Below are 22,753 nucleotides of genomic sequence, written 5' to 3' on the forward strand. Positions count from 1 at the left end.
TCCCCGGCCTGCAGGGTGTTCTGCGCGGCCGGCCCGGGGCAGCCACCGGGCCCCGGTCACGCGGCGTCGTGGAACACCAGCCCCAGCGTGCGCCGGCGCCCGGAGCGCACGGTGCTCACCCCGTGCCGCATCGCCCCGGCCGACCAGCCGCGCCGGGTGCGCACGGGGTGGTCCCGGGTCGTGAACACCAGGCCGTGCCCCTGCCGCAGGACCTGCGAGGTACCCCGGGACTGGGCGCGCGGGCGCTGCTCCACCATCAGGAACTCGCCCCCGGTGTAGTCGGTGCCGTACGCGTCCAGCCCGATCACCACCTGGAGCGGGAAGACCAGCTCCCCGAACACGTCCCGGTGCAGGGCGTTCCAGTCGCCCGGTCCGTAGCTCAGCAGGATCTGCGCCGAGCGGTCCTGGCCGGCGGCATGACAGCGCTCGATCCATGCGTCGAGCGAGTCGGGCCACGGCGCCGGACGCTCCAGCCGGGCCGCCCAGTCCCGGGCGACGGGCAGCAGCCGGGGATAGAGCGCGGCCCGCAGCGCGGCCACCGGCGCGGGCAGGTCGTGGGTGAAGTACCGGTACGCGCCGGAGCCGAACCGGTGCCGGGCCAGGTCGACCGTGGTCCGGAACAGCTCCGGGTCGTCGTACAGGGCGGCCAGCTCGGCGCATTCGGCGGGCGTCAGCAGCGGACCGGTGGGGGCGCTGCCGTGCTCGTCCAACTCGGCCGCGAGGACGGTCCAGTCGGTGCGGGCCGCGCGGCGGCGGGCCTCGGCCGGGGTGAACGACATGACGGGCTCCCTCACACCAGCGCCGGCTGCAGCGCGCCCTCGTGCGTCAGCAGCCACACCTTGCGCTCGACTCCGCCCGCGTACCCGCGCATCGAGCCGTCCGCGCCGATCACCCGGTGGCAGGGGCGGACGAGCAGGAGCGGGTTGGCACCGAGGGCCCGGCCGACCGCCCGCAGCTCGGCCCGCGGCACGCCCAGCCGGGCGGCCAGCTCGCCGTACGTGGTCGTCGTGCCGTGGGGGATGTCGTCCAGGGCCTGCCAGACCGCTTGCTGGAACGGGGTGCCGGCGGGCGCGAGCGGCAGGTCGAAACGGGTCGGGCGGCCCGCGAAGTAGGCGTCCAGCCGGCGGTGCGCCTCGGCGAACGGCGCGTCGTCGCGGTTCTCGGCACGGACGACGGGCGCGCCGCGCTGCCCGGGCAGGGTGAGCGAGGTGAGCGTGACGCCGGCCGCCGCGACCGAGCCGGTCAGCAGCAGGTCGCCCAGCGGGCTCGGGTGGACGGTGTGCACGGTGCGGGTGTTCATCGGTGCTCCTGGTGTCTTCGACGGTCTCATTGCCCGCTGCCGAGTCTGCTGCGTCGGGCGCCCCGGCACCGGCGGGAATCGGACATGGTTCTCGGGTCGCGTAGGTACCGTGGCGAATGCCGTCTGACCTGGTGATATTTACGGGTGAGTACCCGCGCGGTACCGTGAGGGACATGCCAGCTCTCAACGTGGAGTTCAGCGACCGGGAACTAGAGGACCTGCGGCAGATCGCCAAGGAGCGCGGTACGTCGATGAAGGCCCTCGTCCGCGAGGCCGCCGCCGCCGACATCGCCCGGCACCGGGCCCTGCAGGAGGGTGCCGAGGCGTTCCGGCAGTTCTTCGCCGCACACGCCGAGGAGTTCGCGGCCGCCTTCCCGGACGACGAGCCCGCCGTCAAGGACGAGGCCGCCTGAGCCGATGCCCCCCGTCATCCACATCGACGTCCCCTGGCTGCTCCAGCGCCATGAGGAGGTCCTGCCCGACCAGCCCGCGGTCGACGACTTCTCCGCGCTGGTCGCCGCCGTCGCCCGGCACCGCGTGGACCCGCCCCGGCTCGGCGTCGACTCCGATCCCGCCTGGCGGGCCGCCGCCCTGCTGCACACCCTCGCCGTGCTCAAGCCGCTGCCCGCGGCCAACGCCCGCTTCGCCTGCGCGACCGCCGTGGCCTACATGTTCGTCAGCGGCGTAGGCATCGACCCGCCCTACGGCGCCCTCGTCGACCTCGCCCGTGACCTGATCTCCGGCAAGGCGGACGTCTACGGGGCGGCCGACCGGCTGCGTTCCTGGCAGATCTGAGCGCGTCCGGGCGGAACCGAAAGGAACCGAGGCGACCCGAGCGGAAGACGAGTGGATCCGCGCTGATCCGCACCCGCCCCGGCCGGCGGGGGGAAGCCGCCGGGGCCGCCGGCCGAGGGCGGGAGGAACGGGACCGGCGGCCGTTTCGCGCGGGAGAGCCGCCGTCCCGCGCGGGGCCTTCCGAGAGGGCCGCGCCCAGTCCACCACGGGGCCGCACCGCCCGGGAGCGAGCGCGGCCGGCCGGTGCGTGTGCGCGCTTCACACGGGGCGCTCGAAATACCGAAGCGCGCCGCCCGCCAACAGACGGGAGAGCACCCTTTCTGACTTTCTTTCAAACCTGGCGATATTGTGCGGGCGCCCTGTTGGTCGTGTGGAAGTTGTGCAAGGGTTGACGCGCTCGTGCGGGGGGTAAAGTCCGGAGTTCTTCCGGCAGTTGCGGATCCTTCACCGGCCGAGCGCCGGTGATTTCGCTTCCCCGCGCGCGCCCCGGAGATACGCATCGACGCATCACGCACCAAAGGAATCCGCTCAGTGCCCACCCCCCACCCTCCTCGTCCCCCCTATCCGCCGCCCGGCAAGGACACCGGGGAACCGGACGAGTTGCTCGCCGGCCCGCTGCGGGCCGGTTCCGATGCGGAAGGCTCGCGGTCCGCCGCCCTGCTGATGGCCCGGCACTGGCAGTCGGCACAGGAGTACGCGGTCATCTGCCTGGCCCTGTCCGGCCCGCTCGCCCACATGGTCACCGCCACCGCCTTCCACCAGGTCCTCGGCAGGCTCGCGCTCGGTGAACCCGCCGAGGCGCTGCGGCCCCGTCTGCTGGTCGCCGTCCGGGACACGGTCGTCAACTGGTCCGGCACCGACCGGATCACGGCCGTACTGCCCGGACTCGGAAAACCCGCCGGGGGCCGTGGTATGCGCGCCGCCAAGACGCTGATACCGGAAAACCGCGCCCTCTCCGACCGCTCTTTCCACGCCCTTCCCCGGCTGGAGCAGGCCCTGCTGTGGCATACCGAGGTCGAGGCCGAGCCGATAACCGTTCCCGCCGCACTGCTCGGCCTGGACACCGACAGCGCGACGGCCGCGCTCGGGCAGGCGCGCGAGAAATTCCGGGAAGGCCTGGTGCGCGCCCACCGGGAACTCGCGCCCGGCAAGGACTGCCGCTACTACAACCGGCTGCTCGACGTCCCGATCCGCCGGGGCGGCGCCCTGCTGCCGGACGTCCAGGAGCACCTGGCCGCCTGCTCCTACTGCCGGCATGCCGCCGAGCAACTCGGCCATGCCGACGCCGCGCCCGGCGTGCTGCTCGCCGAGGCCGTGCTCGGCTGGGGCGCCCGCCGCTACCTCGACTCCCGCCCCGGCCGCCGTCCCGGCCCCGCCCGCGGCGGCTCCCGGCGCTCGGGCGGACGCCGGCGCGGCGGGGACCGGCCCGGACTGCTCGGCGCCCGGCGGCGCACCGAGGGCGAACCGCGGGCCCGGACACGGGCGTCCCGCGCTCGCCGGCGCGGCGACGACGAACCCGGACCGCTCGCCAGGGTCCCGGCCTTCTCGTCCCGGACGCTGCTCACCGGGGTCGGAGTGGCCTCGGCCGGGCTGCTCGTGACCGTCCTGGCGATCGGCATGTGGCCGGACGGCGGTGACGGCACCGACCCGGTCGCCTCCACCAGCGCCGTCCCCGGCAGAGCAGGCACCCCCGCGCCCGGCACCCCCGCGCCCGGCACCGCCGGGCTGCCGGCGGCAGGTCGGCCTACCCGGCTGCGCAACGCCGCCGCGAACCTGTGCCTCGACATCAAGGGCGCCCCGGGCGCCGGGGCGGGTGTGATCCTGGCCGCCTGTTCGTCGGCGGTCACCCAGCAGTGGACGTACGACGCCGACGGGCTGCTGCGCAGCGCGGCCGGCTCGGGGCTGTGCCTGGACTCGCACGCCGACGCCGGGGTGGTGATCCTCGGTACCTGCGCCGACACGGGCTCGAAGCGCGAGAAGGACGTGCGCTACGACCTCACCGTGCAGGGCGAGTTGCTCCCCCGCTGGGACCAGACCCTCGCTCTCGCCTCCACGGGCACGGCCCCGGGCGCCGATCTCGTGGTCAAGGCCCGTGACCACTCGCCCGCCCAGCACTGGACCACCGACGCGTCGTCGGCGCGCCCCGGCTCCCTGTCCGTCGCCGGTACGGGCGGACCGTCCGTGCGACCGGCGGGGTTGCCGGAGAGGGATGCCTGAGCCGTTGCCGGTGGCGGAGTCCGCCACCGGTTTCGGCCGGCTCAGGCGGGGTTCTCGCCGGGGTCGGCGGCTGTCTCCGTGCCGCCGGGTCGGGTATGCCGGGGCAGGGCCTCTGACGTGTCGTCGGTGAGCCCCGGGGCGTCCTGCCCGTCGCCGGTTGCGGTGGTTCAGGCGGGGGCCTCGATGAGGTCGGCCGGCGATACCGTGGCCGGGCGGGAGTGTCCGGACAGGGCGAGGGTCAGGTCGAACTCGGCCAGCAGCGAGCGGATGACGTGCTCGACGCCCGCCTGGCCGTCCAGGCCGAGCCCGTAGACGTACGGCCGTCCGACCAGCACCGCCCGCGCGCCCAGGGCCAGCGCCTTGAACACGTCGTCGCCGGTGCGCACCCCGCTGTCGAACAGCACCGTCAGCCGGTCGCCGACCGCGTCCGCGACCCGGGGCAGCGCGTCGGCCGCGGCGACCGAGCCGGCCACCTGCCGGCCGCCGTGGTTGGAGACCACCACGCCGTCCATGCCGGCATCGGCGGCCAGCCGGGCGTCGTCGGGATGCAGGACGCCCTTGAGGACGATCGGCCCGTCCCAGTGCTCCCGCAGAAAGGCCAGGTCCGGCCAGGACTTGGCCGGATCCCCGAACAGGCCCAGGAAGTGCAGCACGGCCGCGTTCGGATCCTCCTCCACGGGCCGCGCGAGCCCTGCCAGGAAGGCCGGGTCGGTGAAGTAGTTGGCGGTGCCCACCCCGTGCAGGAACGGCAGATACGCCTGGTCCAGATCCCGGGGCCGCCACGCCAGCAACTGGGTGTCCAGGGTGACGACCAGCACCGAGAACCCGGCGGCCTTCGCCCGGGCGAGGAAACTCCGGGTCACCTCGCGGTCCTTGCCCCAGTACAGCTGGAACCACCGCTCGGCGTCCCCCATCGCCTCCGCCACCTGCTCCATCGGCGTGCTGGACGCCGACGACAGGGTGTACGGCACGCCCTGCGCGGCGGCGGCCCGGGCGGCGGCGCACTCGGCGACCGGATGCATGATCCGGAGCACGCCGACGGGCGCCAGCGCCAGCGGCGCCGACAGGGACCGCCCGAACACCTCGGTGGACAGATCGCGCGCGGCCACGTCCCGCAGCATGCGCGGCACGATCCGGCGCCGGGCGAGTGCGGCCCGGTTGGCGCGGGCCGTGCTGCCGTCGCCCGCGCTGCCCGCCACGTACCCCACCGGACCAGGTCCGAGCCGGTGTTCGGCCAGCTCCTCCAGCCGGGTCAGATCGGTGGGGAGCCGGGGCACGGCACCCGTCATCCCGTTCAGATAGATCTCGTACTGGAAGTCGGCCCAGTGCTTCGCCATCCGGCCGTCCGCCTCTCGTCGTCGAGGAGCTGGGTACGCGTGCAGCCCGACGATACGGGCGGGTGGCCGGCGGCCCGGACGGTGGGTGGCGGACTCGGTTCCGACCGGGGACGCCCTCCGCTTGGTGATCACTTCGTGAACACAAGGAGTCATGAGGGGCCTTGTGGCGGTCGGAGTCGGAATGTTTCAGGACGATTAACGAAGCGCCGATTTCCGGCCATCCGCTCGTGTCCGGACGGCGGAACCCGCTCCGTTCCGGGGTCACGGTGTGCGAATTCCGTGACTTCACGCCACTGCTTCAACACGAAAGGTTACCGAAACCTATGCGTTCGATGTGAGTTTCGACGGTGGACTCGGCAGAGTGGCGCTCGCCGCTCCGGCGCCCAGACCCGGGCCCGGGCCGGCACCTCGTCTGTTCGAGCGGAAGGATGCACACAATGCGGAACACCGCGCGCTGGGCAGCGGCCCTCGGCCTCACGGCCGCCGCCGTTTGCGGACCCCTGACCGGGGCCGCCGTCGCTGCACCGGGCGCCGCCCCGTCGTCGCTCTACGCCCCTTCGGTGCTGGTTCTCACGATCGGCCACGGCAACGACGCGGCCACCGCCACTCCAGAGCGCGCCGTCACCCTCACCTGCGCCCCCACGGCCTCCGGCACCCACCCGGACGCGCCCCGGGCCTGCGCCGAACTGAACGCCACCGGTGGTGACTTCAGCGCGCTCAAGCCCGCCGAGGGCGTGTGGTGCAACAAGCTGTACAACCCGGTCGTCGTCACCGTCCAGGGCGTCTGGCAGGGCCAGCGCGTCTCCTACGAGCGGACCTTCGGCAACTCGTGCGTGAAGGACTCCGTGGGCGGTGTCTTCGCCTTCTAGGACCGGGATCGCACGGGTTCCCGTACACGCCGGATCAGGTCCGTGACTGGGGAGTGCGGCCCCTGGAGTGGGGAACCAGCGATCTCGTGCCGGGGCCGGACGGGCGGAGTGGGGCCGCCCGCCGGCTTCCGGGCACACAGCCGCTCCCCGGGCAGGCCCGTGGGGGGCCTCCCGGGGAGCGGCGAAAAAACACCGGTTTCAACTGGTGCCGTCGGTCCTGTGCCGGTGACGTCTCCCGGGTGGCAGGAAGCGGCGGGTACACAGAGCGACACGGCAGAGCGACCACGCTCAGGCGCCCCGCCAAGGAGTGCGCCGGGGGAGCCGGGGGAGCCGGGCGGGCACCGCCCGGCGATGGCGTTCGTGGTGCGGCCCGAACCGGCGCACCCACTGCGGCTCCTCGTACCAGTGGACGAGGGCCAGGCTCAGCCTCCCGGGCACCGGCGGCACAGCCGAACCGCACCGGCCGGGCGAGCAGCGGGCCCCGCCCGGCGAGTACGGCGACGGCCGCGAGGCGGATCGGATGGCGCACGTCCGGTACGGGCCGCTCGCCACCAGCCGCTCGGGCGGCGCGACCGGCGCCGGGGTGCCAAGCCCCTCCGCGGCGAACCGGGCGAAGGCCGCCAGGATCACGGCGGCACCGGCGGCCGGGGGCAGCAGCCCGAGCGGCCGCAGCGGTGGCCACCACCGCCTCTTCCGCCGTCCGCCGTCCGCCGGTCAGCCACCACGGCACCGGTGCGGCCGCGCAGCCTACCGCCGGGACCAGGAACGCGGTGCAGCCGGACACCGCCGTCGCCTTGCGCACCCCTTCACGACGGCAGGCCGAGGGGCCGCCGTCTCCCTGCTGACGGCGGCCCCTCGGGTTCGGATTCCGGTGGTCACATGTGGACGACCGGAGCGGCCCCCGCGTCCTGCCGCGACACCCCGCGCCGGTAGAGCAGGAAGGCGATCAGCGCGCCCGCCGCGAAGAGTCCCGCGGACCACCAGAAGGCGGTCGTGTAGCTCTCGATGGTCGCCTGCGCCTGCACCAGTTTGCTGGTGGCGTCCCGCCCGGAGAGATAGTCCGTGGCGGCGCTCGCGGCGAGGGTGTTCAGCAGCGCCGTACCGATCGAACCACCCACCTGCTGCATGGCGTTGACGGCCGCCGAGGCCACGCCCGCGTCCTCCGCCGCGACCCCGCCGGTGGCCAGCTGCATGGCCGGCGGCATGACCATGCCGAGGCCCACGCCGATCACGATCAGCTGGGGCAGGACCGCGCTCGCGTAGTGCGCGCCGACGCCGATGCCGGTCAGCCAGGCCATGCCGGCCGTGGCTATGGCGAAGCCCAGCGGGATGACCGCCTTCGGGCCGATCCGGGGCAGCAGTACGGTCGTGCCGACCTGCGCGGTCACCATCAGCGCACCGACCATCGGCAGGAACGCCAGACCGGTCTTCGTGGGGCTGAAGCCGAGGTTGAGCTGGAGGTAGTAGGTCAGGAAGAGGAACACGCCGAACATGCCCGCGCCGGTGATCAGTACCGCGAGGTAGGAGGCCGCGCGGTCGCGGTCCAGCAGGATGCGCATGGGCAGCAGCGGGTGTGCGGCCCGGGTCTGCCACCAGGCGAAGGCCGTCAGCAGCAGCCCGCCCGCGATCAGGAAGCCCCAGGTCAGCGGCGAACCCCAGTGGTGGGTCTCGGCGTTGGAGAAGCCGTAGACCAGGGAGAACAGACCGGAGGCGACCAGGACCGTGCCCGGCACGTCGAGCTTGGCGTTCGCCGCGTCGCGGTGGTTGCTCAGCAGGATCCAGCCGCCCGCGAAGGCGACGACGGCGATGGCCACGTTCACGTACAGGGTCCAGCGCCAGTCGAGGGCGTCGGTCAGCACACCGCCGAGCAGCAGGCCCACCGCACCGCCGGCGCCGGCGATCGCGCCGTACACGCTGAAGGCGCGCGCCCGCTCCCGGGCGTCCGTGAACGTGGTGTTGAGCAGGGACAGCGCGGCCGGCGCGAGCAGTGCGCCGAAGGCACCCTGGAGGGCGCGGGCGACGACCAGCATGGTGAAGCCGTTCGCCGCGCCGCCGAGGGCGGAGGCCGCGGCGAAGCCGACGACGCCCACCAGGAAGGCGGGTTTGCGGCCGAAGAGGTCGGCGATGCGTCCGCCGAGCAGCAGCAGGGAGGCGAAGGCCAGCGCGTACGCCGTCACGATCCACTGCCGGCTGCCGTCGGAGAAGCCGAGGGCGGTCTGGGCGGACGGCAGCGCGATGTTCACGATCGTGGCGTCGAGGACGACCATCAGCTGGGCGACGGCGACGACCGCGAGGATCCACCACCGCTTCGGTGAGGCCGCGCTCCGTTCGATCGCGTCGACGGCGACGGCTCCGGCTCGGGAGTCGTCGGCCAGGGTCTTCTGGGACATGAACCACTCCAGGGAAGTCGTTCGGGTGCGGAAGCAGCGTGCAAGAGCAGCGTGCGGACGTAAGGCACACGTAAACGAAACGGTTTCGTACACGTCGAGATTAGAGCACTTTCAGCGAAACGGCAACGTTTCGCTGGGCTTCCGGGTCGAGGCGGCGTGTATACGTTGACGTTCATATAACTGGTGAGGCATATTGAGGCCCATGTCCGACGCAGCGCTCTGGTCCGCGCTGGCCGACCCCCACCGGCGGGCCATCGTGGCGCTCCTGCTGGAACGCCCCCGGCCCGTCGGGGAGATCGTCGAGGCCTGCGGGCTGAGCCAGCCGAGTACGTCCAAGCACCTGAAGGTGCTCCGGGAGGCGGGACTGGTCCGGGTCAGTCAGGATGCGCAGCGACGCGTCTACGCCCTCGACCCGGCCCCGATCGCCGCCCTGGACGCCTGGCTGGAGCCCTACCGCAGGCTGTGGAACGGCAGCCTGGACGCCCTGGGCCGACGCCTCGACGAGGTGTCGGACGACAGCTGACACCCCCCACGATCGAAGGACTGGAACACCATGCCCGTCGAGCTCACCGGCACCTATCTGACCCTCGACGACGGCCGCCCCGCCGTCCGGTTCACCCGCACCTACGACCACCCGATCGACCGGGTCTGGCGGTTCGTCACCGACCCCGACGAACTGGAGCAGTGGTTCCCGTTCCGTGCCGAGATGGAGCTGCGTCCCGGCGGCACGGTCCGCTTCACCGGCCCGGACACGCCCGAGTTCACCGGCCGGATGCTCGCCCTCGCCCCGCCCCGGCACCTGTCCTTCGAGTGGGGCGGCAGCGTGCTCCGCTTCGACCTGGAGGCCCTCGACGACCAGCGCACCCGCTTCACCCTCACCGACGTCCTCTCCGAGGCGGACATCGCGGCCCGCAACGGCGCCGGCTGGGAGGTGTGTCTCGCCGCCCTCGACGCCAAGGCGCGCGGCGAGCGCTTCGAGGACCCGCACGCCGGGGTGAACGCCCCCTGGAAGGAGTTCTACGCCGGCTACCTGGACGCCGGGGTGCCCTCCGGCGCCCCCGTGCAGGGCCTGGACTGACGCGCCACGCCGGTCAGCGCCGCGAACACCCGGGTCAGCCGCGGACAGCGCGCCGGGCCCGACCGGGACGGACAGCCGTGCGCCCCCATACCCGTCCGGGCGCACCGGGAACGCGGTGCTCGCGTCGGCCGCGTACCGGGCGCGGAACCCGCCCCGCGGGTCCGTGAGCACCGGCACCGGAAGGACACCGGGATCGCCCCGGTCCGGCAGGACGTGGTCGAGAGCGCGAGCGGACCGCCGACTCGCCCCCCGGACGCGGTGCGCGGCACGCTGGTGACACCGTCCGCGTCCTGCGCGCAGGAGAGCAGTTCCGTACCGCGCTCGAGGTGCCCGCCGCGGCGGGCCGGCCGTTCCTCGAGGATGCGCTCGCTCTCGTACTGCGGCGGACTCGCGACGCCGTACGGCACCTCCGCGGGCGGCTTCGGCCCGAGCCGCGCCTGCTGCGTGCCGTTCACGCGGATCAGCCGGCCGTGCGGGGGGAGTGCCGCGCCGAGCGCCGCTCGGACCGCGCCCGTGCGGTCCCCGGGCTCGGAGGTCCTCGGCCGGCAGGCGACCGCCTTGGCGTACGGCAGCCGGCCGACAGGCCACACCCCGTCCGCGCGGTTCGAGGGCGGCCGTCGGACCGACTCGGCGCGCCCGCGACCAGTACGTCGGTGTGCCCCGTGCCGGGCTCCGCACCGCCCCGGTCCGCCTCCACGGGCGTCCTGGAAAACGCCCGCCGGCGACCCGGCGAGTTGCCCGGAGCGCGCCGGGGTGGATGAATCGGGACTGGAGAGCGTGGCGGCGGCGAGCACGGGAGGAGCCGTGAAGCGGTGGCGGCGCGGCCTGCACCGGGCATGGCAGTGGCTCCGCGTGGGAGCCCTGCTCGAGCACGGCCGCGAGCTGGAACTGCTGCACCGGGCCATGGGGTTCGCCACCCTCGCGCTGGTGACGCTGGCCCCGCTGCTGATCGTGGTCGCCGCCGCCGACCCCTTGGCCCGCGGCGGTTTCGCCGCCTGGCTCACCGACGGCATGGGCCTGTCCGGCGTGTCCGCCCGTGCGCTCACCGACGTCATCAGCCCGCCGCGCAACGTCGTCGGCACCACCAGCGTCTTCAGCCTCGTCCTGCTCGGCGTCTTCGGCGTGACCTTCGGCGGCAGCGTGCAGAACGCCTACGAACGCATCTGGGGCCTGTCCTCCGGCCCCTGGCACCGGGTGTGGCGGCAGGCGACCTGGCTGCTGGTGCTCACCGCCTACCTCTACCAGGAGGCGGTCACGAAGACCGCCCTGCCCAGCGGCCGGCGGATCGTGCTGTCCGCGGTGAGCGGCGTGCTGTTCTTCTGGTGGGGGCAGCGCTTCCTGCTGGGCGGCCAGGTCCGCTGGCGCGCGCTGCTGCCGGGCGCGGTGGCCACCATCCTCGGGCTGTCCGGACTGCGGGGCTTCTCGTACCTCGTCTTCACCCCGCTCATCGTCACCAACGCCCTGAGCTACGGTCCCGTCGGCACCGTCCTCGTGGTCGAGTCCTGGCTCATCGGAGTCGGCTTCGTCATCTACGGCGGTGCCCTGGTCGGCCGCTGGTTCTGCGAGCACCACTGGATGCCGGTCCACCACCACCATCACCACCTGCCGGAGTCCGAGGACGAGCCCTAGGCCAGCTGCCGGCGCACCAGCTCGTGCAGCCGCCCCCCGGTGTCGGCGAGCAGTTCCGTCGGCGAGCCCTGCTGGACGACCTTGCCGTCCTCCATCACGATCACCCGGTCGGCGTCCAGGACCGTGGACAGGCGGTGCGCGATGACGATCCGGGTGGCGTTCAGCTTGCGGGTGCTGTCGATGACGATGCGCTGGGTGTCGTTGTCCAGGGCGCTGGTGGCCTCGTCGAAGAAGAGGATGCGCGGACGCCGGATCAGGGCCTGGGCGATCATCAGGCGCTGCCGCTGACCGCCGGAGATCGCGCCGCTGCCGGCCACGATCGTGTGCAGCCCCATCGGCATCCGCTTGATGTCCTCCGCGAGCCCCGCCATCTCGGCCGCCGCCATCGCCTCCTCGGGCGTGTACGGCTCGGTGCCGCAGATGACGTCCAGGATGGAGCCCGTGAACGGCTGGGCGTGCTGGAGCACGACGCCGCACTGGCGGCGCACCGCCGACTGGTCGAGCGCCCCCAGGTCCTGGCCGTCGTACAGGATGCTGCCCGACACCGCCTTGTCGAAGCCGATGAGGAGGCGCAGCAGCGTGGACTTGCCGCAGCCGCTCGGGCCGACGACGGCGACGAACTCGCCCGGCCGGACGGCGAAGGACACGTCGTCGAGCACGAGCGGGCCGTCGTCGGCGTACCGGAAGGAGAGCCGGCGGGCCTCCAGCGCGCCGGACAGCCGTCCCGGCCGGGTGCTGGCCGAGCGCACCTCGGGCGTGGCGTCGAAGACCGGCTTGATCTCCTCGAACAGCGGCAGCGCCGCCACCGCCGACACGAAGGAGCCGGTCAGCTGGGTGACCGAGGTCAGCACCATCGTCACCGACGTGCTGAAGGTGAGGAAGTCCGCCGCCGACATCGAGCCCTTCGCCGGGCCCGCCAGCAGCATGAACATCAGCAGCGTGCAGATCGGGAGATAGACCGCGCCCAGGACCGTCGTGAGGTTCTTGATCCGGCCGAGCTTCTGCTGCATCTCCCGGCTGCGCGCGAACTCCCCCGCCCAGGCGGCGTACGCGTAGTTCTCGGCCGCCGCCACCCGCAGCTTGGGCAGGCCGCGCAGGGTCTGGAAGGCCTGGTTGTTCAGCTTGTTGCCCAGCACCACCAGCCGCCGCTGCCAACGCACCTGCCACAGCCCGAGGCCCAGGAACACAGCCGCGATGACGACGAGCATGCCGAGCGCCGCCATCGCCATCGCCGGGCTGTACCAGAACAGCAGGCCCAGATTCATCGCGCCGACCGTCACCGACTGCGCGACCACCGGGCCGACTCCCGCCAGCAGCCGGCGGATCGCGCTGATGCCCATGGCGGCACTGGCCAGCTCACCGGTGGAGCGCTGGGTGAAGAACCGGGTCGGCAGGCGCAACAGCCGGTCCCAGACGGCCGGTTGGAGCGCCGCCTCGATCCGGCCCTCCAAGCGCAGGATGGACAGGTTCTCCAGCAGGGTGAACGCCGCCGCGACCACCCCGCTCACCATGACGGCCAGGCACACCTGGACGATCAGGCCCGACTGCGCCTTCGGCACGTACTCGCCGAGCACCTTGCCGGTCGCGACCGGCACCAGCGCGCCGATCGCCACCGTCACCAGTCCGGCGAGGAGCAGATTCAGCAGATCGCCGCGCGTGCCCCGCAGGCTGAAGCGCAGCAGGCCCAGCGGCGAGAGCCCGTTGTCGGGCAGCGGCCGGTAGAACATCACCGCGCGCGGCTCGAACTCCTCCGCGTTCGCCTTCTCGATCGGCGTCTCGCGTCCGGTGCCGGGATGGACGGCCACATAGCCGCCGCGCCGCCACAGCAGTGCGACCGGCGCCCCGGACAGCGCCCGGTGCCCGACCAGCGGGCCCACGTTCTCCCGCCACCAGCGCCCGTCGAGCCGTACGGCCCGGGTGCGCACCCGGGAGGCGAGCGCCACCCGTTCCACGGGATCGAGGCGTTCGCTCTCGGTGCCGCTCTGCGCGGGCTCGGCGAGACTGATCCCGGCCGCCTCGGCGACCAGCTTGCAGGCCGCGTACCCGGCATCCGCGTCGGCGGCCGTGGTCCGGCGGGCCGAGCGCTTGCCGATGGACGCGAGCAGTGTCCGGTCGGCCTGGGCGCGGACCTCCTCGCCGGCCTTGATCCCGGCCGCCGCGCGGGTCTCGTGGGTGCGTTCCAGCTGCTCGATCCACCGGTCCAGCGCGGTCAGCAGCCGGTACTGCTGGTCCACCATGGACTGCCACAGCGCCGGGTCCATCAGCAGGTCGGCGGCGGCCTCCGCGCCGTACAGCGAGCCGTACTGCACGCTGCCCGGCGGCACCTGCATCCAGAACACGTCGTCGTCCGTGGGCGTGGCCGCCCGGTCCTCGGCCATCGGCGCCTGGAACAGCACGGACAGACCACGGCCCACGCCGAGCGCGACCGCGTACTCCAGCGGGCTGGTGGCGGGCGGGACGTACTGCGGGTTGCCGTACTCGTCGTACGACCAGGTCTGGGTGTTCGCCGGCTGGTACAGCTCGCGCAGGCCGATCCGGTGCATCACGCAGTCCCGCACCGGGCGGGCCACGAGGGTGTGCTGGGGGCCGGCGACCGGGCCGAGGAGCAGCGCGCCCGCCTCCAGCCGGCCCAGGTGGTGCCAGTGGCCCTGCTGGGCCGCGTCCACCGCGAACAGGTCCAGGGCCCCGGCCGCGACCAGCCACAGCACCTGCGGGCCCTGAAGGTCCACGCGGTTGAGGCCGGCGCAGTCCACGCGCGTGCCCAGCCCACCGAGCGCGCCGAGGACCAGGTCGCCGTCGTACCCCTCCTGAACAGTCGTCATCTCACCGCTCCCTGACCAGCGCCGCGTACGCACCGCCGCGCGCCACCAGCTCCTCGTGCCGCCCGCGTTCGACGATCGTGCCGTGCTGCAGCACCACGATCTCGTCGCTGTCGCGGACCGTGCTCAGCCGGTGCGCGATCACCACGCAGGCACAGCCGCGCCGGCGCAGGTTGTCCATCACGGCCAGCTCGGTCTCCGCGTCCAGCGCGCTGGTCACCTCGTCCAGCACCAGGATGCTGGGCCGGCGCACCAACGCCCGTGCGATCTCCAGGCGCTGGCGCTGGCCGCCGGAGAAGTTGTGGCCGTCCTGCTCGACCTTGCTGTGGATGCCGCCCGGGCGGCGCATCACCACGTCGTACAGGGCCGCGTCCTTCAGCGCCTCCACCACGGCCTCGTCGGGGATCGAGGGATCCCACAGGGCCACGTTGTCGCGGACCGAGCCCTCGAAGAGGAACACGTCCTGGTCCACGAAGGAGACGGAGGAGGCCAGCGCGCCGCGTGGAATGTCCTCCAGACGGCGGTCGTCGATGCGGATCACGCCGTCCCACGGGGCGTACAGGCCCGAGATCAGCCGGGACACCGTGGACTTGCCGCTGCCGGAGCCGCCGACCAGCGCCACCTGCTGCCCCGGGCCCACGGTCAGGTCGAAGCCGCTCAGCAGCGGCTTGTCCAGCGGGCTGTAGCCGAAGGTGACGTTCTCCAGCTCGACGTGCCCCTGCAGCCGGCGCGTGGAGTCGCCGCCGCCGGGCCGGGCGTAGAGCGGGTCGGCCTGGAAGTTCTCCACGTCCTTCAGCCGGGCCACGTCGGCCGCGAAGTCCTGGATGCGGCCCGCCACACCGTTGAGCCGGGTGAGCGGGGCGGTGAAGCGGGTCACCAGGGCCTGGAACGCGACCAGCAGACCGACCGAGATGTGGCCCTCGACCGCCCGCATGCCGCCGATCCACAGGATGAGCGCGCTGTTGAGCGTGGCCAGCGTCGGCGCGACCACCCCGAGCCACGCGCTCGGCACCCCGAGCCGCTGCTGCTCCTCCAGTGTGGCGGCATGCTGACCGGCCCACTTGCGGAAGTAGCCGTCCTCGCCGCCGGTCGCCTTCATGGTCTCGATCAGGTGCAGACCGGTGTACGACGTGTTGGTCAGCCGCGCCGTGTCCGCGCGCAGCTTCGCCGTCCGGGTCGCCCGCAGCCGTACGACCAGCCGCATGGCGACCACGTTGAGCAGGGCCACGCCGATGCCGAGGAACGTCAGCTGCGGGTCGTAGGTGTAGAGCAGCACGGCGTACAGCACGACCACGACGGCGTCCACGCCCGCCGCCGCGAGGTCGCGGGCCAGGGTCTCGGCGACCTGGTCGTTGGACTGCAGGCGCTGCACCAGGTCGGCGGGGGAACGCTGGGAGAAGAAGGTGACCGGCAGCCGCAGCAGATGGCGCAGGAAGCGGGCGCTGGACAGGGTGGAGGAGATGATCCGGCCGTGCAGCAGGTTGGCCTGCTGGAGCCAGGTCAGCACCAGGGTCAGCAGCACACACGTGGCCATCGAGGCGAACAGCACGCCGAGCAGCGAGGTCTGCCCGCCGATGAGGAACATGTCGATATAGGTGCGGCTGAGCGCGGGCACGGCCGCACCGACCGCGACCAGCAGCAGGCTGGCCAGGACGGCGGCGGGCAGGGTGCCCGCGGTGCCGCGCAGCCGGGCCGGCATCGCGCCGAGCACGCCCGGCCGGCGCCCGCCCTTGCTGAAGCCGTCACCCGGCTCCAGCACCAGCACCACGCCGGTGAAGCTGCCGTCGAACTCCTCCATGGGCACGAACCGGCGGCCCTTGGCGGGGTCGTTGATGTACACCCCGCGCCGGCCGAAGCGGCGGCCCATGCCGTCGTAGACGACGTAGTGGTTGAACTCCCAGAACAGGATGGCCGGCGCCTGCACGTCGGCGAGCGCGGCCAGGTCCATCTGCATGCCCTTGGCCGTCAGACCGTAGCTGCGGGCCGCTTTGAGGAGGTTGGAGGCGCGCGAGCCGTCGCGGGAGACACCGCAGGCGATGCGCAGTTCCTCCAGCGGGACGTGCCGGCCGTAGTGGCCGAGGACCATCGCGAGGGAGGCGGCGCCGCACTCGACGGCCTCCATCTGGAGCACGGTGGGGGTGCGGACCGTGCCGCCGCGGGGCTTGGGGACCGGCCGCTTGGCCGGGGCGGCCCGTCTGCGGCCGCGGGTTTCCTGGGTCGTGCTCACGGCAGCAGCCAATCGACGGGGCGCTGGTCGGCCAGCTTGACCGAGGCGGAGGCGAGGGTCATCGAGTCGAGTCCGAACGGCGGCCCGCCGGCGGTCGACCACCGGTAGCCGCTCTTCGTCGCCGACGTGTCCAGCGTGACCAGGACGGCCACCGGACGGCCCTTGCGGGTGAACTGCTGGCCGAGCTGGCTGTCGCCGAGGAACGCGGAGATCGACTGGGCGGACTGCGCCTCGCGGTCCACCGACTTCACCCGGCCGCGCAGCACGCCGTACGTCTGCGTCGGCACCGAGGACACGGTGAGGTCCACGGCGGCGTGCGCCGGGATGGCGGCGGCGTTCTCGGCGGGGACGTAGACGGTCGCGTACAGGGGGTCGGAGGCGTGGGCGACCTTCTCCACGGCGGCGACGTTCGTGCCGGTCTGGATGATCTGGCCGATGGTGGAGGCGAGCGCCGTGACGCGGCCCGCGGCGACCGTGCGGACGACCGAGTCGCCCTGCGCGGTGCGGACCTTGAGCACCGGCGCGTTCGCGGGCAGGCGTTCGCCCTGCCGGGCGTAGACGGCCGTGACCTGGCCGGACACCGGGCTCTGCAGCAGATAGCTGCCTTCGCCGTGGGTGAGGATGGCCGGCGCGCCCACGGTGGAGGCGACCGAACCGGTCACCGCCCAGACGGAGGCCGCCGCCATGACGACGACGGTGATGCCCAGCGCGAGCCAGCCCTGTGGGCGGGCCAGACGCACCGGAAGGTCCAGCTCTTCCGGCGACTGGAGCTTGGCGAGGGCCTGTTGGCGGAACTGCACGGAACTTCCCTCACCCGAGGAGAGACAGCGTGACGACAGACGTACGGGCAGCCCGTCGGAGGCCGTGGGACACGTACCGGCCTCCTGCGGGCACCCGAGAGCCCCGGAGCCGGGAAACGGCTCCGGGACTTCGGTGGTACCGAGGCGCGATCAGAGACCGGCGACCAGGTTGGTGACCGGGGCCACGTTCAGGCCGGAGACACCCTCGACGGTGCCGACGACCGTGTTGACCAGGCCGGAAACCGGGGCGATGCCGTTGACGGCACCCGTCACGGTGTTGAGGGCGTTCACGGACAGGCCGCCGGAGACGTTGTCCAGCTCGGCGTCCGAGATCTCGACGGTCTCGACCTGGGGGGTGGAGTTCATGATGGAACTTCCCTTCCTATAAGGATATTTCACAAGGGGGGAGCGGCCCCCTCTGGGGACAGACGGACGGCCGCCGACCGCGGGCTGAGGACCTCCGTGTCCGGAAGCCCGCAGCGACCCCCGCGGTGCGATGGATCAAAGCACGCAGGCGGGGCGCGCTTCCAATCAACCGATGCCCTCATCAGGACACTTGGTGGGGAGACGGGTTCATCCGTGCAGGAGCGCGCACGGCTTGTCGGCGACTCCTTCACATGCCGCCCGGCATCGCCTCATCCGGCCCCTTGTCGCGCGGGTGGCGAATCCGGCACTCGGCGCCAAAGGCGTACCGGGGGACACAGGGATGTGCAGATCCCCCGGCATCGGTGACCCGCTTGAGTATTCGATGTGTAGATTCCCTGAAGCAGGGATTCCGGTACGAGTCCGGAACGGACCGTTACTGATCGGTAGCGGACTGTGTCAGCCCAGAATTGCGTACACCGTGCTCGCCCGGGCGGCGAGCGCGCCCGAATCGGCATCGGTGAGCGCGATGTCCGCGAACGCGGTCCGGCGGCCCAGCTTCGTCAGGACCGCTTCGATCAGGACATCCGCACCGGTCACCGGCCGCTGGAACGACGTCGACTGCTGCACCGTCGTCATCGGCACGAACGCGCCCCGCGCGGCGGACACCGCGATCACCGTCGCCGTGTCGGCGGCCGCCATCAGGGCCTGCCCCGACAGCCCGCCGCCCTCCCGCGCCAGCCGCTCGGACCAGGGAAGACGCAGCACGGCCCGGTCGTCGCCGACCCCTTCGACCGTGAGCCCGAGATCGAGCACCCAGGGCGCGAAGTGCGCGGAGAGGATCTTGTCGGCTTCGGCAGTGGTCATCGTCATATGGCGGATTGTTCCCGGCCGCCCGCCCCGGCACGCACGGCGTGGCCGATTCGCCCGCCCCGTACGGCAGTTGCGCCACGGGTTTGAACACGGCGCACGCCCGGTGCGTACGTACGGCCATCCAGGCGCCCCAGATTCGAACTGCCCGTGAGCGGCAGACCCCCGTCCCCAGGAGGTCGAGAAGGTTGAGTCACAAGCGAATGCCCAAGCGCAAGGCCGCGATAGCGGTGGGCGGTGTCGCGGCGCTCGGAGCGGCGGCTCTCCTGCTGCCCAACGCCAACGCCTCGCAGGACAAGAACGACACGAACGCGGCCGGCACCAACGGCACGGCCCGGACCCTGAAGGCCGCGGACGCCTCGGGCCTCGCCGACCGGCTCCAGAAGGCCCTCGGCGACGCCTTCGCCGGGTCCTACTACGACAGCGGCAAGCAGCAACTGGTCGTGAACGTGGCCGACGCCGACAGCACCGTGATCGCCCAGGCCAAGAAGGCCGGCGCGGTCGTCCGCGAGGTGAGGAACAGCACCCGCGCCCTGAAGGCCGCCGCCGGGACCCTGAAGACCAAGGCGACGATCCCGGGCACCTCCTGGGCCGTCGACCCGCGCACCAACAAGATCCTCGTCACCGCGGACTCCACCGTCACCGGCGCCAAGTGGGACCGGCTGCAGTCGACCGTGCAGGGCCTCGGCTCCGGCACGGCGACCCTGAAGAAGTCCGCCGGCAGCTTCAAGACCTTCGTCTCGGGCGGCGACGCCATCTTCTCCCAGACGCAGCAGGGCGGCGTGCGCTGCTCCCTCGGCTTCAACGTCACCGCCTCCGACGGCAGCCCCGCCTTCCTGACGGCCGGTCACTGCGGCGTCGCCGCCAAGGACTGGTCCGACTCGCAGAACGGGCAGCCCATCGCCACCGTGGACCAGGCCAAGTTCCCCGGCAACGACTTCTCGCTCGTCAAGTACGACGACCCGAACACCCAGGCACCCAGCGAGGTCAACGCCGGCAACGGCCAGACCGTGCAGATCACCCAGGCCGCGGACGCCACCGTCGGCGAGACCGTGTTCCGCATGGGCTCCACCACCGGTCTGCACAACGGCCAGGTCACCGGCCTCGACGCCACCGTCAACTTCCAGAGCGAGACCAACCCCGGCGGCACCGACACCGTCAACGGCCTCATCCAGACCAACGTCTGCGCCGAGGCGGGCGACAGCGGCGGCTCCCTGTTCACCCAGGACGGCAGCGCCGTCGGCCTCACCTCCGGCGGCAGCGGCGACTGCACCAGCGGCGGCGAGACCTTCTTCCAGCCGGTGACGGCCGCCCTGCAGGCCACCGGCGCGACGCTGGGCAACGGCGGCAACGGCGCCGGCGACCAGTCCGGCTCCGCCGCCCCGTCGGCCTCGGCGAGCGACCCGGCCGGCAACGGCGGCGACCAGATCGGCGGCTCCGCCGCCCCGTCCGCCTCGGCCACCGACCCCTCCGGCAACGGCACCGCTGACCCGTCCGGGAGCGCAGCGGGCGACCCGTCAGGAAGCGGTGCCGGTGACCCGTCCGGCGGTGGCAGCGACCAGTCCGGCGGTGGCAGCGACCAGTCCGGCGCTGGGTCCGCGAACGACGGGTCGTCCATGACCGGCTCGAACTGAGCCGGGGCCGACCGGCTCACCCCGCGTTCCCTGACGGCCGCACCCGCGGTTCCGGCCGGCAGGGAACGGTCCGGCCCTCCGGCGGGAGGGCCGGACCCGCCCCCGTCGGCGGCCGCCCGTCAGGCGTCCGCACGGGCCCGCAGCAGCAGCACCGCCACGTCGTCGACCCGCTCCCGGGCCGCCGCGCTGTGCTGTACGACCTCGTCCGCCAGCCGCTCCAGCGGCTGGTCGCCGATCTCCGACAGCAGCCCGCCGAGGTCGACCAGCGCGTCCTCGATGTCGACGCCGGGGGACTCCACCAGACCGTCGGTGTACAGGACGAGGACCGAACCGGGAGCGAGGGACACCTCGGTCGTCGGATACACGGCGGCCGCGTCGATCCCGAGCAGCGGGCCGCCGGCCAGGTCCAGCACCCGCACCCGCCCGTCCGGCCGCCTCAGCAGCGGTGGCGGATGCCCCGCCCGGGCCATCACGGCCCGCCCACGCGCCGGATCCAGCCGCAGATACAGACAGCTGGCGAACAGCTCCGTACCGAGGTCGATCAGCAGCCGGTTGGTGCTGCTCATCACCTCGTGCGGCGCCTGCCCGACCGTGGTGTACGCCCGCACCCCGGTACGGATCTGCCCCATCAGGCCCGCCGCCGTCACGTTGTGCCCCTGGACGTCCCCGATCACCGCCGCGGTCAGCGGCAGGGTCGGCACCAGGTCGTAGAAGTCGCCGCCGATCTCCATGCCGTGCGTGGCCGGCAGATAGCGGGCGGCGGCCTCGATACCGGCCGGCGGCGCCAGCGAGCTCGGCAGCAGGGCCTGTTGGAGGCCGTGTGCCAGCCGGTGCTTGGCGTCGTAGAGCTGGGCCCGCGCCAGCGCCTGCGCGATCAGGCCGCCCAGGGACGTCAGCACGGCCCGCTCGTCGGCGGGGAAGGCATGCGGTTCGGCGTACGCCAGCACGCACGTGCCCACCGGCCGCCCGGACGCGATCAACGGCAGATACGCCCAGGCCGCGAAGCCGTCCGGGGTCTCGTACCGCTCCGGATACAGTCGTTCCAGCTGCGCCCGCGAGTCGAAGAACGCGGGCACCCCGCTGCTCAGCGCATGGGTGCCCGGGGTGCGCTCGGACAGCGACATCCCGTCGAACCGCTCCACCACGTGCGGATCGTCGTATCCCCGGTGCCCCAGCACATGCAGCCGCCCGCCCTGCGCGCCGAGGACCGCCACCGCCTGGCCGCCGACGGCCGGGGTCACCTCGTCCCACACCAGCTGCACCACGTCCTGCACGCCCACCGCCTCGGTCAGTGCGCCCGCGAGGCTCAGCACCTGGGAGATCGTCACCAGCCGGGACGGCGCAGGATCCGTCGGCGGGGCCGCTCGCGCCATGTCCGCCACCGCCCGGGCCCGGTTGACGCGCACGCTCAGCCCGGTCGTGCTGGGGTACAACCGGAACGACAGCCACTCACCCGGCGGGCGCATCGCCACGAACGACGTCACCTCCTGGCTGAGCAGCGCCGCCCGGTAACGGTCCTCGTACACCGGGTCGTTGAGCCAGGGCACCGAATCCCACGGCACCGTGCCGAGCAGCTCACCGGCCGGCCGGCCGAGCAGCTCGACGGCGGCCGTGTTGACGAACCCGATCCGGCCGTGCAGATCCAGCGACAGCAGCCCGTACGGCAGCCGGGACACCATCCGTGCCGCCTCGACCGAGCCCAGCGTGTCGGCCACGGCCGACGGCGGCACCGCCAGCACATCCGCCTCGGAGCCGAGCGGCCCGTCCTCGGCGGCGGCCCGCTCCAGCCGCAGCGCCAGCCGGTCGCAGGCCGCCGTCAGCTGCGCGCGCTCCCCGTCCGACAGCTCCGCGGGATGCGCACCCGGCCAGGTCACGAACACCGCGCCGTACACCCGGCTCTCCGTCGCCACGGGCACCGCGGCCAGCGCGAACGGGTACGGCAGCACCACCGCGATCCGCGGATAGCGGCGGGCCATCGCCTCCTCGCCGCCCACCCACACCAGCCGTCGGCCGCGCACCGCGTCGGCGACCGGGATCGGCGCGCTCAGCCCGACCCGCTCCCACGGCGCCGCGAACGCCCGGGGCATGCCCGCGTGGACCGCCATCTCCAGGACCGGCTCGTCGGACCGCAGCAGATACACCGCGCCGGAGTGCGCGTGCACCTCCTCGAGCATCGAGGCCAGCGCGAGCGACAGCACCGGCAGGGCGGCCGGTACCCCGGCGGTTGCCGGTGCCGGCGCCGTTCCCGGCCCTGACCGTGGCCCGTCGGACACGCCACCACCTCCTCGTACGGCCGCGCGTCGCACCCCGGGGACCAGACTCCCTCGCGGGGGCGCCGCCCGCACGGCGAACGCCCCGGGCGCCCCCGCGCCGGAGCCGCTGGGTATCCCGTACGCCCGGGCCCATGCCAGAGGCATCGGAAGCG

At 73.1% G+C, this 22,753-nt stretch carries 20 protein-coding genes; 8 read left to right on the top strand and 12 right to left on the bottom strand.

Translation table 11 applies throughout. The features are described 5' to 3' along the window. Positions 1 to 56 precede the first annotated feature (56 nt). Complete coding sequence (locus ADK64_RS18270; protein ID WP_053660233.1) at positions 57 to 779, bottom strand: 2OG-Fe(II) oxygenase; 723 nt, start codon at positions 777 to 779, stop codon at positions 57 to 59. An 11-nt stretch (positions 780 to 790) separates the two neighbouring features. Then, positions 791 to 1,300, bottom strand: coding sequence for a methylated-DNA--[protein]-cysteine S-methyltransferase (locus ADK64_RS18275; protein WP_234384624.1), 510 nt, complete (start codon positions 1,298 to 1,300; stop codon positions 791 to 793). Between the two features lie 173 nt (positions 1,301 to 1,473). On the opposite strand from ADK64_RS18275, the gene ADK64_RS18280 reads away from it, so the two are divergent. From ADK64_RS18280 to ADK64_RS18290, 3 genes are all read left to right on the top strand, one after another. After that, positions 1,474 to 1,713, top strand: a complete 240-nt coding sequence (locus ADK64_RS18280; RefSeq protein ID WP_053660235.1) for a hypothetical protein — start codon at positions 1,474 to 1,476, stop codon at positions 1,711 to 1,713. A gap of 4 nt (positions 1,714 to 1,717) precedes the next feature. Next, positions 1,718 to 2,095: a toxin Doc gene (locus ADK64_RS18285; protein ID WP_053660237.1), complete on the top strand. Its 378-nt coding sequence runs from the start codon at positions 1,718 to 1,720 to the stop codon at positions 2,093 to 2,095. Positions 2,096 to 2,626: 531 nt separating this feature from the next. Continuing rightward, complete coding sequence (locus ADK64_RS18290) at positions 2,627 to 4,312, top strand: RICIN domain-containing protein (protein WP_053660239.1); 1,686 nt, start codon at positions 2,627 to 2,629, stop codon at positions 4,310 to 4,312. Between the two features lie 167 nt (positions 4,313 to 4,479). Here ADK64_RS18290 and ADK64_RS18295 read toward each other — a convergent pair whose 3' ends face one another. Next, entirely contained in the window at positions 4,480 to 5,649 is a 1,170-nt protein-coding gene (locus ADK64_RS18295; RefSeq protein WP_053660241.1) for a lactate 2-monooxygenase, read from the bottom strand. A gap of 437 nt (positions 5,650 to 6,086) precedes the next feature. On the opposite strand from ADK64_RS18295, the gene ADK64_RS18300 reads away from it, so the two are divergent. After that, positions 6,087 to 6,518, top strand: coding sequence for a subtilase-type protease inhibitor (locus ADK64_RS18300; RefSeq protein ID WP_053660242.1), 432 nt, complete (start codon positions 6,087 to 6,089; stop codon positions 6,516 to 6,518). Positions 6,519 to 6,806: 288 nt separating this feature from the next. Here ADK64_RS18300 and ADK64_RS18305 read toward each other — a convergent pair whose 3' ends face one another. Next, a complete protein-coding gene (locus ADK64_RS18305; RefSeq protein WP_053660244.1) occupies positions 6,807 to 7,148 on the bottom strand; it encodes a hypothetical protein in 342 nt (113 codons plus the stop codon). Between the two features lie 245 nt (positions 7,149 to 7,393). Continuing rightward, positions 7,394 to 8,908, bottom strand: coding sequence for an MFS transporter (locus ADK64_RS18310; RefSeq protein WP_053660246.1), 1,515 nt, complete (start codon positions 8,906 to 8,908; stop codon positions 7,394 to 7,396). A gap of 202 nt (positions 8,909 to 9,110) precedes the next feature. Here ADK64_RS18310 and ADK64_RS18315 point away from each other — a divergent pair, with 202 nt between their 5' ends. Beyond that, entirely contained in the window at positions 9,111 to 9,431 is a 321-nt protein-coding gene (locus tag ADK64_RS18315) for an ArsR/SmtB family transcription factor (protein ID WP_053660248.1), read from the top strand. 30 nt (positions 9,432 to 9,461) lie between these two features. Continuing rightward, positions 9,462 to 9,986, top strand: a complete 525-nt coding sequence (locus tag ADK64_RS18320; RefSeq protein ID WP_053660249.1) for an SRPBCC family protein — start codon at positions 9,462 to 9,464, stop codon at positions 9,984 to 9,986. Here the strand turns inward: ADK64_RS18320 and ADK64_RS48685 are convergent. Further along, positions 9,935 to 10,891, bottom strand: a complete 957-nt coding sequence (locus ADK64_RS48685; protein WP_324614416.1) for an FAD-dependent monooxygenase — start codon at positions 10,889 to 10,891, stop codon at positions 9,935 to 9,937. The two genes, ADK64_RS18320 and ADK64_RS48685, sit on opposite strands and share 52 nt — an antisense overlap. On the opposite strand from ADK64_RS48685, the gene ADK64_RS18325 reads away from it, so the two are divergent. After that, a complete protein-coding gene (locus ADK64_RS18325; RefSeq protein WP_053660251.1) occupies positions 10,791 to 11,615 on the top strand; it encodes a ribonuclease BN in 825 nt (274 codons plus the stop codon). The genes ADK64_RS48685 and ADK64_RS18325 overlap by 101 nt on opposite strands. On the opposite strand, the gene ADK64_RS18330 is transcribed toward ADK64_RS18325, so the two are convergent. The 5 genes from ADK64_RS18330 to ADK64_RS18350 all read right to left on the bottom strand — a co-directional run bounded on the left by ADK64_RS18330 (position 11,612) and on the right by ADK64_RS18350 (position 18,697). Further along, on the bottom strand, positions 11,612 to 14,437 hold the full coding sequence (locus tag ADK64_RS18330; protein ID WP_053660253.1) for an NHLP bacteriocin export ABC transporter permease/ATPase subunit: 2,826 nt from the start codon (positions 14,435 to 14,437) through the stop codon (positions 11,612 to 11,614). The genes ADK64_RS18325 and ADK64_RS18330 overlap by 4 nt on opposite strands. A gap of 1 nt (position 14,438) precedes the next feature. Continuing rightward, positions 14,439 to 16,661: an NHLP family bacteriocin export ABC transporter peptidase/permease/ATPase subunit gene (locus ADK64_RS18335; protein ID WP_053660255.1), complete on the bottom strand. Its 2,223-nt coding sequence runs from the start codon at positions 16,659 to 16,661 to the stop codon at positions 14,439 to 14,441. Next, on the bottom strand, positions 16,658 to 17,461 hold the full coding sequence (locus ADK64_RS18340; RefSeq protein WP_053660257.1) for an HlyD family efflux transporter periplasmic adaptor subunit: 804 nt from the start codon (positions 17,459 to 17,461) through the stop codon (positions 16,658 to 16,660). Before ADK64_RS18340 ends, ADK64_RS18335 begins: the two co-directional genes overlap by 4 nt. A 150-nt stretch (positions 17,462 to 17,611) precedes the next feature. Next, on the bottom strand, positions 17,612 to 17,827 hold the full coding sequence (locus ADK64_RS18345) for a hypothetical protein (RefSeq protein ID WP_053660259.1): 216 nt from the start codon (positions 17,825 to 17,827) through the stop codon (positions 17,612 to 17,614). Positions 17,828 to 18,283: 456 nt separating this feature from the next. Beyond that, positions 18,284 to 18,697, bottom strand: a complete 414-nt coding sequence (locus tag ADK64_RS18350) for a PaaI family thioesterase (protein ID WP_053660260.1) — start codon at positions 18,695 to 18,697, stop codon at positions 18,284 to 18,286. A 185-nt stretch (positions 18,698 to 18,882) separates the two neighbouring features. Here ADK64_RS18350 and ADK64_RS18355 point away from each other — a divergent pair, with 185 nt between their 5' ends. Further along, a complete protein-coding gene (locus ADK64_RS18355; protein WP_234384625.1) occupies positions 18,883 to 20,328 on the top strand; it encodes a S1 family peptidase in 1,446 nt (481 codons plus the stop codon). A gap of 119 nt (positions 20,329 to 20,447) precedes the next feature. On the opposite strand, the gene ADK64_RS18360 is transcribed toward ADK64_RS18355, so the two are convergent. Next, a complete protein-coding gene (locus ADK64_RS18360; RefSeq protein ID WP_053660264.1) occupies positions 20,448 to 22,601 on the bottom strand; it encodes a SpoIIE family protein phosphatase in 2,154 nt (717 codons plus the stop codon). Positions 22,602 to 22,753: the final 152 nt, after the last annotated feature.

The organism is Streptomyces sp. MMG1121, assembly GCF_001280015.1.
Taxonomy (GTDB): Bacteria; Actinomycetota; Actinomycetes; order Streptomycetales; family Streptomycetaceae; genus Streptomyces.